The 12,763-nt window shown below is 60.6% G+C and carries 11 protein-coding genes; 5 read left to right on the forward strand and 6 right to left on the reverse strand.

What is annotated here, in order from left to right:
- Window positions 1–143 precede the first annotated feature (143 nt).
- Window positions 144–824, forward strand: a complete 681-nt coding sequence (locus CAF79_RS23220; RefSeq protein ID WP_011335179.1) for a heavy metal response regulator transcription factor — start codon at window positions 144–146, stop codon at window positions 822–824.
- On the forward strand, window positions 824–2,161 hold the full coding sequence (locus CAF79_RS23225; RefSeq protein ID WP_085700495.1) for a heavy metal sensor histidine kinase: 1,338 nt from the start codon (window positions 824–826) through the stop codon (window positions 2,159–2,161). The genes CAF79_RS23220 and CAF79_RS23225 overlap by 1 nt, the downstream gene beginning before the upstream one ends.
- 123 nt (window positions 2,162–2,284) lie before the next feature.
- Here the strand turns inward: CAF79_RS23225 and CAF79_RS23230 are convergent, their stop codons facing one another.
- The 3 genes from CAF79_RS23230 to CAF79_RS23240 all read right to left on the reverse strand — a co-directional run bounded on the left by CAF79_RS23230 (window position 2,285) and on the right by CAF79_RS23240 (window position 5,534).
- Window positions 2,285–3,529, reverse strand: a complete 1,245-nt coding sequence (locus CAF79_RS23230; RefSeq protein WP_011335181.1) for a lipoprotein-releasing ABC transporter permease subunit — start codon at window positions 3,527–3,529, stop codon at window positions 2,285–2,287.
- 63 nt (window positions 3,530–3,592) lie between these two features.
- Window positions 3,593–4,276, reverse strand: a complete 684-nt coding sequence (lolD, locus tag CAF79_RS23235) for a lipoprotein-releasing ABC transporter ATP-binding protein LolD (RefSeq protein ID WP_170929775.1) — start codon at window positions 4,274–4,276, stop codon at window positions 3,593–3,595.
- Window positions 4,277–4,283: 7 nt separating this feature from the next.
- A complete protein-coding gene (locus tag CAF79_RS23240) occupies window positions 4,284–5,534 on the reverse strand; it encodes a lipoprotein-releasing ABC transporter permease subunit (protein ID WP_085700497.1) in 1,251 nt (416 codons plus the stop codon).
- 94 nt (window positions 5,535–5,628) lie between these two features.
- Between CAF79_RS23240 and CAF79_RS23245 the strand changes: the two genes are divergently transcribed.
- Both CAF79_RS23245 and CAF79_RS23250 read left to right on the forward strand, forming a co-directional pair.
- Window positions 5,629–6,210, forward strand: a complete 582-nt coding sequence (locus CAF79_RS23245; protein WP_085700498.1) for a PilZ domain-containing protein — start codon at window positions 5,629–5,631, stop codon at window positions 6,208–6,210.
- A 13-nt stretch (window positions 6,211–6,223) separates the two neighbouring features.
- Window positions 6,224–6,946, forward strand: coding sequence for a glycerophosphodiester phosphodiesterase family protein (locus CAF79_RS23250; RefSeq protein WP_085700499.1), 723 nt, complete (start codon window positions 6,224–6,226; stop codon window positions 6,944–6,946).
- 42 nt (window positions 6,947–6,988) lie between these two features.
- Here CAF79_RS23250 and sthA read toward each other — a convergent pair whose 3' ends face one another.
- Both sthA and CAF79_RS23260 read right to left on the reverse strand, forming a co-directional pair.
- Entirely contained in the window at window positions 6,989–8,383 is a 1,395-nt protein-coding gene (gene sthA, locus CAF79_RS23255) for a Si-specific NAD(P)(+) transhydrogenase (RefSeq protein ID WP_007953019.1), read from the reverse strand.
- 197 nt (window positions 8,384–8,580) lie between these two features.
- Complete coding sequence (locus tag CAF79_RS23260; protein ID WP_170929776.1) at window positions 8,581–9,630, reverse strand: FAD:protein FMN transferase; 1,050 nt, start codon at window positions 9,628–9,630, stop codon at window positions 8,581–8,583.
- A 53-nt stretch (window positions 9,631–9,683) separates the two neighbouring features.
- On the opposite strand from CAF79_RS23260, the gene CAF79_RS23265 reads away from it, so the two are divergent.
- Window positions 9,684–10,976, forward strand: a complete 1,293-nt coding sequence (locus CAF79_RS23265) for an MFS transporter (protein WP_085700500.1) — start codon at window positions 9,684–9,686, stop codon at window positions 10,974–10,976.
- Between the two features lie 65 nt (window positions 10,977–11,041).
- Here CAF79_RS23265 and CAF79_RS23270 read toward each other — a convergent pair whose 3' ends face one another.
- The gene (locus CAF79_RS23270; protein ID WP_085700501.1) at window positions 11,042–12,505 is read right to left on the reverse strand and encodes a glyceraldehyde-3-phosphate dehydrogenase; all 1,464 of its coding nucleotides are present in this window, start codon (window positions 12,503–12,505) and stop codon (window positions 11,042–11,044) included.
- Window positions 12,506–12,763: the final 258 nt, after the last annotated feature.

Here is a 12,763-nt window from a genome sequence, read left to right on the forward strand (position 1 = left end):
AACAAATCAAGGTTCAGCCTGTGGGAAACTCTAGCCCGCCTGCGCTGGCAGCGACCTGACAGGCAGATTACAACTTTGTCAGGTTGGCGCTCACAGCGTGAGCCCACGGTATAACGTCCTCGTTCCCGCTACCCGAGTCGCCCATGAAACTGCTGATCGTCGAAGACCAACCGAAAACCGGCCAGTACCTGCGCCAGGGCCTGACCGAAGCCGGTTTCAACACCGAACTGGTGGCCGATGGCACCACCGGCCAGCAATTGGCGTTGAGCGGCGACTATGCGTTGCTGATCCTCGACGTGATGCTGCCGGGTCGCAATGGCTGGCAGATCCTGCAAGCGGTACGCAGCGCCGGTCTGGAAACGCCAATCCTGTTTCTGACCGCCAAGGACACCGTGGAAGACCGGGTTCACGGCCTGGAACTGGGCGCCGACGATTATCTGGTCAAACCGTTCGCCTTCTCTGAACTGCTGGCGCGGGTGCGCAGCCTGTTGCGTCGCGGCAGTTCCACACCTCAGGAAACCAGCCTGCGCCTGGCCGATCTGAGCCTGGACCTGATCCGCCGCCGGGTCGAACGCAGCGGTCAACGCATCGACCTCACCGCCAAGGAGTTCGCCCTGCTGGAAATGCTCCTGCGCCGCCAGGGCGAAGTGCTGCCCAAATCGCTGATCGCCTCACAGGTCTGGGACATGAATTTCGACAGCGACACCAATGTGATCGAAGTGGCGATTCGCCGACTGCGCCTGAAAATCGATGACGACTTCCCGAACAAGCTGATTCACACCGTGCGCGGTATGGGTTACGTCCTGGAAGAGCGTGCCGACTGATGCGCCGACTGTCCTTGAGCGGCCGGCTGGCGCTGTTGTTCGCTGGCTGCACCGCAGTGGTTTCGCTGGTCGCCGGGGTCGTTTTCAATCGGGCCAGCGAAGGTCACTTCATCGAACTCGACCAGCAACTGCTCGAAGGAAAACTGCTCAGCGTGCGTCAGACGCTGTTGAGTGGTAGCGACGCCGCGCACATCACTGATGAGTTGAGCCAACAAGGCGATGTCACGCTGCGCATCAGTGGCCCTGAGGGGCAGCGCTGGTTCGGCCGCTCGTTGCATGCCCCGGCGAATCTGCCGCAACAGCCCGGCCTGGCCACCATCAACGACAACGGCACCGACTATCGCCTGCTCAACGCTGCGCTTGAACCGGGAAAACCTGATTCCCCGCAATTGACCTTGTTGCTGGACATCACCCACCACCAGCACTTCCTGCAACGCATGCAGCATCTGATCTGGCTGACCGTCGGCCTTTCGGCGCTGGCCACCGCGCTGCTCGGCGCCTGGGCTGCCCGCAGCGGTCTTCGCCCGTTACGCCGCATGAGTGCGGTGGCCCGTGGGATTTCGGCGCAATCGTTGAATGCCCGACTGCCGGAAGCGCGGATGCCCGCAGAACTTGCGGAATTGGCCCACAGCTTCAACGCCATGCTCGGACGTCTCGATGACTCCTTTCAGCGGCTGTCAGCGTTCTCCGCCGACATCGCCCATGAGCTGCGCACACCGCTGTCGAACCTGCTGACCCACACCCAGGTCACTCTCACCCGCCCTCGCCCCCTCGAAGACTATCGCGAAGCACTGCACAGCAACCTTGAAGAGCTGCAATGGATGGCGCAGTTGGTGAACGACATGCTTTATCTGGCCAAGGCTGACCACGGTTTGCTGGTGCCCAAACGTGAACCGCTGGATCTGGCGGAAGAAGCCGATGCATTGCTGGAGTTTTTTGCGCCGCTGGCCGAAGACGCTCAGGTCAGCCTGAGCCGTGACGGTGCGGGGCGGTTTGCGGGTGATCGCGCGATGTTGCGCCGGGCGCTGTCGAACCTGCTGGATAACGCGTTGCGCTTCACCCCTGCCGCCGGCGAAGTGCGTGTGAGGGTGGCCGAGCAGGCGAAATCCTTGAGGGTAACGGTGGAGAACAGTGGCGAAGGGATTTCTGCAGAGTTGTTGCCGCGCTTGTTCGATCGCTTCTACCGGGCGGATCCGGCGCGCCAGGAAGGCACTAGCGAGCATGCGGGATTGGGGTTGGCGATTACTCAGTCGATCATCCGGGCCCATGGCGGGCAGATTCATTGCGAATCGGATCAGGGCTGGACGCGGTTTGTGATTGAGTTGCCCAAGGATTGAGTCCAGCAGTGCTGGCCCCTTCGCGAGCAAGCTCGCTCCCACAAGTACCGAGTCGCACCACAATTTTGTGAGCACTCCATAACACTGTGGGAGCGAGCTTGCTCGCGAAGGCGGTCTTGAAGCTTACGAATATCTCAAGGCGTGCGCCGGTTCGATCTTCGCCGCCCGCCACGCTGGATAAACGGTGGCCAGGAAGCTGAGGATGAAGCCTGCCGAGCAGATCAGCAGGACATCGCCGCCCTGCAACTCCGATGGCAGGTTGCTGACGAAGTAGACGTCCGAACTGAAGATGTGCTGCCCGGTCACTCGCTCGACCCAGCCCACCATCTCACTGACATTCAGCGCGGCAATCACGCCCAGAACGCCACCGATAATGGTGCCGACGATGCCGATCACCGTGCCCTGCACCATGAAGATCGCCATGATCTGGCGCGGTGTGGCGCCGATAGTGCGCAGGATCGCGATGTCGGCACCCTTGTCGTTAACCACCATGATCAGGGTCGCGATGATGTTGAAGGCTGCCACCGCGACAATCATCAGCAGCAACAGGCCAATCATGGTTTTTTCCATCTTCATCGCGCTGAACAGGCTGCCCTGGGTGTGGGTCCAGTCATCGGCCTTGAAGTCGGCGCCGAGGCCGCTGGCAATGTCCGACGAAACTTTCGGCGCGGCATACAGATCCTTCACCGCCAGACGCACGCTCTGCACCTGATTCGGCTCCCAGTGCTGCATGGTCGCGGCGTCGGAGACGTGGATCAGGCCCATGGAACCGTCGAGTTCGGCACCGACCTTGAACACGCCGACCACGTTCAGCCGCTGCATGCGCGGGGTGATGCCGCCCGGTGCGGTGCTGACTTCCGGGACAATCAGGGTGATCTTGTCGCCGACATTGAGGCGAAAACGCCGGGCGGTGATTTCGCCGAGCACTACGCCGAACTCACCCGGTTTCAAGGCATCGAGACGGCCCTGAACGATGTGCTGGGCAACGATCGACACCTTGCCTTCCTGGGCCGGGTCGACGCCACTGATCTGGATCGGCTGCATCATGCCCTTGTAGGACAGCATGCCCTCCATCTCGGTGAACGGCACCGCAGCCGTCACTTCCGGGTTTTTCATCGCAGCGGCGGCGACTGGCTGCCAGTCATCGATCGGCTTGACGCCGACAATGGTCGCGTGAGGCACCATGCCGAGGATGCGCGAACTCATTTCGCGCTGGAAGCCGTTCATCACCGACAACACCACGATCATCGCCAGTACGCCGAGGGCGAGGCCGATCATCGAGGTCATCGAAATGAACGAAACAAAGCGATTGCGGCGCTTGGCGCGGGTATAGCGCGTGCCGATAAAGATCGATAACGGTCTGAACATTCGCTGGGGCACCGTATAAAAATAAAAGACCCGACGCCTTTTCAGGCATCGGGTTTCAACGCGTCAGATTGGCGTCAGGCAGCCTTCATTGAGGTGCAGGACGCGGTCCATCTGGCGAGCCAGGTTCATGTCGTGAGTCACCACCAGAAACGCCGTGCGCATCGAAGTGCTGAGTTCCAGCATCAGATCCTGAATGCCTTCGGCGGTATGGGAATCGAGGTTGCCGGTCGGCTCGTCGAGCATCACCAGCCCAGGGTTGTTCACCAGCGCCCGGGCAATGGCCACACGCTGACGTTCGCCACCGGACAGTTCCGCCGGTTTGTGTTCCAGGCGATGGCCCAGACCGACCCGCTCCAGCAACGCCGTGGCACGCTGACGGGCTTCCGGTATCGCGGTCTTGCCGATCAGCAGCGGCATGCAGACGTTTTCCAGCGCGGTAAATTCCGGCAGCAGGTGGTGGAACTGGTACACGAACCCGAGGGCGCGGTTACGCAGCAGACCACGTTTCTTCTCGCTCAGCGCCGACAGTTCTTCACCGTCGAGCCAGACACTGCCCTTGGTCGGCGTGTCGAGACCGCCCAGCAGGTTGAGCAAGGTACTTTTGCCCGAACCGGATTTGCCGACGATCGCCACCCGCTCACCCGGATGCAGTTCCAGTTGCAGGTTGGCCAGCACTTCCACCGACTCCGGGCCTTCCTCGTAGGATTTGCCCAGGTTGCGGCAGCTCAAGATTGCTTTTTCACTCATGCCCGACTCACTCATAACGTAGCGCCTCCGCCGGCTGGGTGCGCGCGGCACGCCAGGCTGGATACAGGGTGGCGAGGAAACTCAGGACCAACGCAGCGGCGCAGACCATGACCACGTCCTGGCTCTGCACCTGCGACGGCAGGTAATCGATGAAATACACATCGGCGTTGAGGAATTTGTGTCCGATCACGCCTTCGAGGGCCGAAATCGCGGCGCTGACGTTGAGCGCGGCGAAGATCCCGACCACAGCGCCGATGGCCGTGCCGACCACACCGATCACCGTGCCCTGCACCATGAATGTGCGCATGATCGTGCCCGGCGTGGCGCCCAGTGTGCGCAGAATGGCGATGTCGCCCTTCTTGTCGTTCACCACCATCACCAGCGTGGAAATGATGTTGAATGCCGCCACGGCGACGATCAGCAGCAACAGCAGACCGATCATGGCTTTTTCCATGCGGATCGCCTGATACAGGTTGCCGTGGGTACGGGTCCAGTCGCGGGCGTAGTAACGGTCTTCGCCGAGGCGCTGGGCAATGTTCCACGCCTCACGCGGCGCCTGGAACAGATCGTCGAACTTGAGGCGCAGGCCTTGCACCTGATCGGGCTTCCAGCGGTGCATTTTCGCCAGATCCTGCAGGTTGGTGACGCCCAGGTAACCGTCCAGCTCACCGGCGCCGACATGGAAGATGCCGACTACGGTGAAGCGCTTCATGCGCGGGAACATGCCGGCCGGGGTCACGCTGACCTCCGGCGCGACGAAGGTGACCTTGTCACCGAGGCCCACGCCGAGCTTGGTCGCGGCCTTGTCGCCGATCACGATGCCGAAGCTGCCCGGCGTCAGGTCGTCAAGTTTGCCCTGTTTCATGAAGTTGTCGATGATCGAGACGTTGCGCTCCAGCGCCGGGTCGATGGCATTGAGCAACACCTTGGACACCTGGCCGTTGTTGGTCAGCAATCCCTGCATCTGGGTGAACGGCGCGACGGCCGCCACCTGCGGGCTCTGCTTGACCTTGGCGGCCAGGCTCGGCCAGTCGTTGATGGCTTCACCGGACTCGATGGTCGCGTGGGGCACCATGCCCAGCACGCGGGTGCGCATCTCATGATCGAAGCCGTTCATCACCGAAAGCACCACGATCATCACGACCACGCCAAGGGCGAGCCCGATCATCGAAGTCAGGGAAATGAATGACACAAAATGATTGCGACGCTTTGCACGGGTATAACGCGTGCCGATAAATACGAAGAGAGGTCTGAACATGTCGGGGCTTGTTCGGAGGGAAAAGGAACGTCCTTGTGGCGGGGGTCGATAACCAGCTTTACACTCAGACCACCGCCGCTACCATGGGTTCGCCATGTCGACATTAGATGAAGAAGATCGCCGCGAATACTACCGTATCGAGGACATGATCGCACTGGAAATTCGGCCCCTGTCCGCTCCCGAAGCTGCAGGCCAGGAAGTGTTGCAGGATGCTTCCCCATTGTTCAACCTGCTCAGCGAACTGCACCTGAGCGAATTCGAGTCGCAGCACCTGCTGCGCCAGATCAGTGAACGCGACCGTGCCATCTCGGCGTTCCTGAAATCCCAGAACAAACGCATCGACCTGCTCAGCCAGGTGGTCGCCCTGACCGTGCTCGGCCATATCGGCGAGCCGCAACCGGTGATCATCTCCGAGGGCGGGGTCGACTTTCAGCACCCGACCCCGATCGCCACCGGCGCTCACCTGTCGGTGAAACTGGTGCTGATGCCCCAGGCGCTTGGCCTGTTGCTGCGCGCCCGCGTCACCCATTGCGACCGCAAGGGCGACGGCTACGACGTCGGCACCGAGTTCGAGCACCTGACCGACGCCCAGCGCCAGTTGCTTGCCCGCTATATCTTGCAGAAGCAGGCCCAGGAACGACGTCTGGCCCGCGAACAAAATGATTCAGGCATTTAATTAAGGAAGAACCGTGACCCTCATCTACGGCCACCGCGGCGCCAAGGGCGAAGCACCGGAAAACACCCTGACCAGTTTTCAGGAATGTCTAAAGCACGGCGTACGCCGTTGCGAACTGGATCTACACCTGTCCAAGGACGGCGAGCTGATGGTCATCCACGACCCGACCCTCAAGCGCACCACCGACCGGCGCGGCAAGGTGGCCGAGCACACCGCCGCCGATCTGGTGACCTACGACGCCCGCAAGGGCGGCCCCGGCTGGATCAAGCCGTGCCCGATTCCGACCCTGGAAGAATTGTTCGAGAAATGTGATTTCGATCACTGGCAGCTCGAAGTCAAAAGCGCTTCACGCACCCGCGCAGCCACCACCGTTCTGGCCATTCGTGAAATGGCGGTCAGGCACGGACTGCTCGACAAGGTGACGATCACCTCGAGCTCTCGGGAAGTGTTGAAGGCGGCGCTGGATCTGGTACCGGACGTGTCACGGGGCCTGGTGGCGGAATACGCCTGGCTCGACCCGCTGAAGGTCGCCGCAAACTACGGCTGCGAGATTCTGGCCTTGAACTGGACGCTGTGTACGCCGGAACGCCTGCAAAAGGCGCAACGTCAAGGGCTGCATGTGTCGGTGTGGACCGTCAACGAGCCTGCGCTGATGCGCAGACTCGCCGACTTCGGCGTTGACAGCCTGATTACAGACTTTCCCGGTTTGGCCACTGCCACCCTCGGGAATTGCTGAAATCGGTCTCCCCGGCCGGCTCAGGCCACCGGCCGGAGCCCGTCAAAAAAGCCGGTTGAGGCCGTCGTACGCCGCTACCCGATAGGCTTCGGCCATGGTCGGGTAGTTGAACGTCGTGTTGACGAAGTACTTCAGGGTATTCAGCTCGCCCGGCTGGTTCATGATCGCCTGACCGATGTGCACGATCTCCGACGCCTGATAACCGAAGCAGTGAACGCCCAGCACTTCCAGGGTTTCACGGTGGAACAGGATCTTCAGCATGCCCTGCGGCTCGCCGGCGATCTGTGCACGCGCCATGCTCTTGAAGAACGCCTTGCCCACTTCGTACGGCACTTTGGCCTGGGTCAGTTCCTGCTCGTTCTTGCCGATCGAGCTGATCTCCGGAATGGTGTAGATGCCGGTCGGCACGTCATTCACGAAACGCCAGCTGCCATTGTCAACGATGCTGCCAGCGGCCGAACGGCCCTGGTCGTGGGCGGCACTGGCCAGGCTCGGCCAGCCGATCACGTCACCGGCGCCATAGATGTTCTGCACACAGGTGCGGTAGTTCTCGTCGACTTCGATCTGGCCACGGCTGTTGACCTTGACCCCGATGTTTTCCAGACCCAACTGGTCGGTATTACCGGTACGGCCGTTGCACCAGAGCAAGGCATCGGCCTTGATCTTCTTGCCGGACTTCAGGTGCAGGATCACGCCGTTGTCCACGCCTTCGACGCGGTCATACTCTTCGTTGTGACGCACGGTGATGTTGTTGTTGCTGAAGTGGTAGCTCAACGCCTGGGAGATTTCCGAGTCGAGGAAGCTCAAAAGCTGACCGCGGTTGTCCACCAGTTCGACCAGCACGCCCAGACCGCTGAAGATCGAAGCGTATTCGCAACCGATCACGCCGGCGCCGTAAACGATCAGTTTGCGCGGGGTGTGGCCGAGGCTGAGGATGGTGTCGCTATCGTAGATACGCGGGTGGTGGAAATCGATGTCCGCCGGGCGATAAGGACGCGAACCGGTGGCGATGATGATGTGCTTGGCCACCAGTTTCTCGACCACGCCGTTGGCGCAGACCACTTCGATGGTTTGCTCGTCGGCGAAGCTGCCGGTACCGAAGAACACGTCGACGCGGTTACGGGCGTAGTAGCCGGTACGCGAAGCGACTTGCTTGGAGATGACTTTCTCGGCGCTTTTCAACACATCCGGGAAGGAGAACCAGCGCGGCTCGCCGATCGCACGGAACATCGGGTTGGTGTTGAACTGCATGATCTGCCGCACCGAGTGACGCAGTGCCTTGGACGGGATGGTGCCCAGGTGGGTGCAGTTGCCGCCGACCTGGCGACGGCTGTCGACCATCGCCACCTTGCGCCCTGCTTTGGCGGCGTTCATTGCCGCGCCTTCTCCCGCCGGGCCGGAACCCAGCACCACCACGTCGTAGTTGTAGACAGCCATGCGTACTCCTCAGAACAGGCCGCGGTGCCAGCAGCACCGGCGGCTAAATCACGCCGAACGACGGCGCGAAGGAACAATTGGGGGCCAGTAGAAAACCCGGACACAGTCTATAGAAGCGTCAACGCCGCGCACATTAACCCTTGGTCGCGTCGTAGGCTACTTTTGCCTGCACTACAACGCCAGCTTTCGTACTGTTCTCAGTCAACTTTTGCGTCACTGAGCCGTTCGAAAGCGTGACTGGTGCGTGTGACGAAACCTGTATCGGCACGAATCACAAAGAATGCACCAATGTCGTGTTTTTCGGCATAGTCCCAGGCCCTTTCAGGCCCGAGAATCAGCAACAGCGTCGATAGTCCATCGGCCATCAGCGTTGAAGGATGAATGACCGTGACCGACGCCAGATCGTGCAGGACCGGCGCACCGGTCCTGGCATCGAAGGTGTGGGAATAGCGCCGGCCATCCTGCTGAAAATAGTTGCGATAGTCGCCGGAGGTGGACAGGCCATAGCCATCGATGTTGATGACGCGCTCTGCCACCTGCTGATCATCTCGCGGTTCTTCCAGTGCGATACGCCATGGCGAACCGTCGGGTTTCTTGCCGGACGCCTTGAGCTCGCCGGTGGCTTGCGCGAGATAGTCATGGATGCCCAGGGCTTCGAGTCGCGCAGCAATGGCATCGACCGCGTAACCGGCGGCGATGCTGTTGAAATCCACCTCGACCGCCGCGTCCTTGCATAACCGATCGCCGTCGATGCGTAGATGTTGATGACCGACCCGCTGGCGAACCTCGGCCAGTGCCGCCGCGTCCGGGACTTTTTCTTCGCGCCCCTGCGGGCCGAAACCCCATAGATTCATCAGCGGCTCAACCGTGAGGTCGTAGGAGCCTTCGCTTTGCTGCGACAGCTGTTCGCCCATGCGGACCATTTCCAGGATCGGCGCGGGCATGACCTGACAGCGATCAGCCGGCAACTCATTGAAGCGCGAGATGTCGGAGTCCGCGCGATAAGTCGACATCTGCCGGTCGACATCCGCGAGGATTTTTTCCACTTCGACACGCACTTCCTGCGGGGCAGGCAGATTGGCGTGGCGCACGTACTTGATCGAGTAAGTGCTGCCCATCGTCGGGCCACCAATAGTCTCGAGGGAATCGCCGTTGCCGCAGCCGGACAAAACCCCGGCCAGCAGCACGAGAATTCCCCACCGTCCAGTTAACAATTCTTCATCTCCCCGCAAAACCGCGCCGGCCATTATGGGCTACGAGCGCAACGCTTTCTTACAAGATTTAGAGCGAGTACCTACCCATGTCTTCCACGACCGGCAAAGGCAAGGCGATTTTTCGCGTTGTCAGCGGCAACTTTCTCGAGATGTTCGACTTCATGGTCTACGGCTTCTATGCCACGGCCATTGCCAAGACCTTCTTTCCCACCGACAGTGCCTTCGCTTCCTTGATGCTTTCCCTGGCCACTTTTGGTGCCGGTTTCCTGATGCGTCCGCTGGGGGCGATTTTTCTCGGCGCCTACATCGACCGGCATGGCCGGCGCCAGGGCCTGATCATCACGTTGGCCCTGATGGCGGCCGGCACCGTACTGATTGCCTGCGTGCCGGGCTACGCCACCCTTGGGGTGGCCGCGCCGCTGATCGTGCTGTTCGGCCGCTTGCTGCAAGGCTTCTCGGCTGGCGTCGAATTAGGTGGCGTGTCGGTGTACCTGGCGGAAATCGCCACGCCGGGCCGCAAGGGCTTTTTCGTCAGTTGGCAGTCCGCCAGTCAGCAAGCCGCCGTGGTGTTCGCCGGCCTGCTCGGTGTAGGCCTCAACCACTGGCTGAGCCCGGAACAGATGGGCGAATGGGGCTGGCGCGTGCCGTTCCTGATCGGCTGCATGATCGTCCCGGTGATTTTCGTCATCCGTCGCTCGCTGGAGGAAACCCCGGAGTTCCAGGCGCGCAAACATCGCCCTACCCTGCAGGAAATCATCCGTTCGATCGGTCAGAACTTTGGCATCGTCATCGCCGGCATGGCGCTGGTGGTCATGACGACGGTGTCGTTCTACCTGATCACGGCGTACACGCCGACGTTCGGCAAGGCGGAATTGCACCTCTCTGACTTCGATGCGTTGCTGGTGACCGTGTGCATCGGTCTGTCGAACTTCTTCTGGCTGCCGGTGATGGGCGCAGTGTCTGACAAGGTCGGGCGCAAACCCCTACTGTTGGCGGCGACGATTCTGGCGATCCTGACCGCTTATCCGGCGTTGTCGTGGCTGGTGGCGAACCCGAGCTTCAGCCATCTCCTGGTTGTCGAATTGTGGCTGTCGTTTCTGTACGGCTCATACAACGGGGCAATGGTGGTGGCGCTCACCGAGATCATGCCGGTAGAAGTTCGTACGACCGGTTTCTCGCTGGCCTACAGCCTGGCCACCGCAACCTTTGGTGGTTTTACGCCGGCGGCCTGCACTTATCTGATCCATGTGCTGGACAACAAGGCGGCACCGGGGATCTGGCTCAGTGGTGCAGCGGTACTGGGCCTGATCGCCACACTGGTGCTGTTCCGTGGCAACAAGCACGAATTGCGCACGGCACAAGCCGCTATCCCCCGCTAAGGCAAATCGCGCACAAACAAAAACGCCCCGACCAGAGTCGGGGCGTTTTCATTTGCGGCTAAGGCTTAGCGCGGGAACGCTGGCGGATTTACACCGGCCATGTCTTCCATCACGCGAACCACCTGGCAGCTGTAACCGAACTCGTTGTCGTACCAGACATACAGAACAACGCGGTTGTCCTGGGTAATGGTTGCCTCGGCATCCACGACACCAGCGTGACGCGAGCCCACGAAGTCAGTGGAAACCACTTCCTGCGAGCTGACGTAGTCGATCTGCTTGTGCAAATCCGAGTGCATGGCCATCTGGCGCAGGTACTCGTTGATTTCTTCGCGAGTGGTGGCCTTTTCCAGGTTCAGATTCAGAATGGCCATCGACACGTTTGGCGTAGGAACGCGAATCGCGTTACCGGTCAGCTTGCCCTTGAGCACTGGCAACGCCTTGGCAGCTGCAGTGGCAGCACCGGTCTCGGTGATTACCATGTTCAGCGGCGCGGCGCGGCCACGACGGCTGCCCTTGTGGAAGTTGTCGATCAGGTTCTGGTCGTTGGTGAACGAGTGAACGGTTTCAACGTGGCCGTTGACGATGCCGTACTGGTCGTTGACAGCCTTGAGCACCGGCACGATGGCGTTGGTGGTGCAGGACGCCGCCGAGATGATCTTGTCGTCAGGCGTGATGTCGCCATGGTTGATGCCGTGAACGATGTTCTTCAACGCGCCTTTACCCGGAGCGGTGAGAATCACGCGGGCAGCGCCCGGGCAGGCCAGGTGCTGTCCCAGACCATCGGCATCACGCCATACACCCGTGTTGTCCACGACCAGAGCGTTTTCGATGCCGTACTGGGTATAGTCGACTTCGCTCGGGCTCTTGGCGTAGATCACCTGAATCAGGTTGCCGTTGGCGGTAATGGTGTTGTTTTCTTCGTCGATGGTGATGGTGCCATCGAACGGTCCGTGAACCGAATCACGACGCAGCAGGCTGGCACGCTTGACCAGGTCGTTTTCAGAGCCCTTGCGTACCACGATGGCGCGCAGACGCAAGCCGTCGCCACCACCGGTTTTTTCGATCAGGATGCGCGCCAGCAGACGGCCGATACGACCGAAGCCGTACAGCACGACGTCAGTGCCTTTACGCGCCGAAGCGTTCTGCTGACCAACGACATCGGCCAGTTCTTCGCGAACGAATTGTTCAGCGGTGCGGCCATTGCCTTCAGCGCGGAACTTGAACGCCAACTTGCCCATATCCACCGAAGCCGCGCCGAGCTTCAGCTCGCTCATGGCCTTGAGAAGAGGGAATGTTTCGTGGACGGAGAGTTCGCTGTCGTCGGAAGAGCGGTGGCGAGCAAAGCGGTGGGCTTTGAGAATCGCGATGACAGACTGGTTGATCAGGCTGCGGCCATAGATCGAGCTCACCACGTTGTTGTTGCGGTAGAGCTGACCGATAAGCGGAATCATCGCTTCTGCGAGTGCTTCACGGTCGATCCATTCACCAAGACACTGGTCGGGCTTCTGAGTCACGGTAACCTTCCACATGTAGGGGCAGAAAAAAGGGGCTACATTATGCCGCCGAGAACCTCTCGTAGCAATGCGCGCCTGTCGCGCAATCGGTAACAAAATCCCGTCCAAAAAAATAACGCTCTGCGCCAGCCCAGTAAAACCGGGGCTTCCAGCGCAGTCAGTTTTTCGACGACTGTTAGACGATGTCTGTAACCCTCCGTAACACCTCCGACTTTTGGCACTACATAACCGTAAAAAAAGCGCTGGTTTTTATGGTTACCACTACATTTTTCC

Origin of the sequence: Pseudomonas sp. B26(2017) (genome assembly GCF_002113045.1) — a bacterium.
Classification (GTDB): domain Bacteria; phylum Pseudomonadota; class Gammaproteobacteria; order Pseudomonadales; family Pseudomonadaceae; genus Aquipseudomonas.

What these genes read in the sequence shown, in the direction of transcription:
- CAF79_RS23220 (WP_011335179.1), top strand. Translation starts at nt 144, where the DNA reads ATGAAACTGCTGATCGTCGAAGACCAACCGAAAACCGGCCAGTACCTG.
- CAF79_RS23225 (WP_085700495.1), top strand. Translation starts at nt 824, where the DNA reads ATGCGCCGACTGTCCTTGAGCGGCCGGCTGGCGCTGTTGTTCGCTGGC.
- CAF79_RS23230 (WP_011335181.1), bottom strand. Translation starts at nt 3,529, where the DNA reads ATGTTCAGACCGTTATCGATCTTTATCGGCACGCGCTATACCCGCGCC.
- lolD (WP_170929775.1), bottom strand. Translation starts at nt 4,276, where the DNA reads ATGAGTGAAAAAGCAATCTTGAGCTGCCGCAACCTGGGCAAATCCTAC.
- CAF79_RS23240 (WP_085700497.1), bottom strand. Translation starts at nt 5,534, where the DNA reads ATGTTCAGACCTCTCTTCGTATTTATCGGCACGCGTTATACCCGTGCA.
- CAF79_RS23245 (WP_085700498.1), top strand. Translation starts at nt 5,629, where the DNA reads ATGTCGACATTAGATGAAGAAGATCGCCGCGAATACTACCGTATCGAG.
- sthA (WP_007953019.1), bottom strand. Translation starts at nt 8,383, where the DNA reads ATGGCTGTCTACAACTACGACGTGGTGGTGCTGGGTTCCGGCCCGGCG.
- CAF79_RS23260 (WP_170929776.1), bottom strand. Translation starts at nt 9,630, where the DNA reads ATGGCCGGCGCGGTTTTGCGGGGAGATGAAGAATTGTTAACTGGACGG.
- CAF79_RS23265 (WP_085700500.1), top strand. Translation starts at nt 9,684, where the DNA reads ATGTCTTCCACGACCGGCAAAGGCAAGGCGATTTTTCGCGTTGTCAGC.
- CAF79_RS23270 (WP_085700501.1), bottom strand. Translation starts at nt 12,505, where the DNA reads ATGTGGAAGGTTACCGTGACTCAGAAGCCCGACCAGTGTCTTGGTGAA.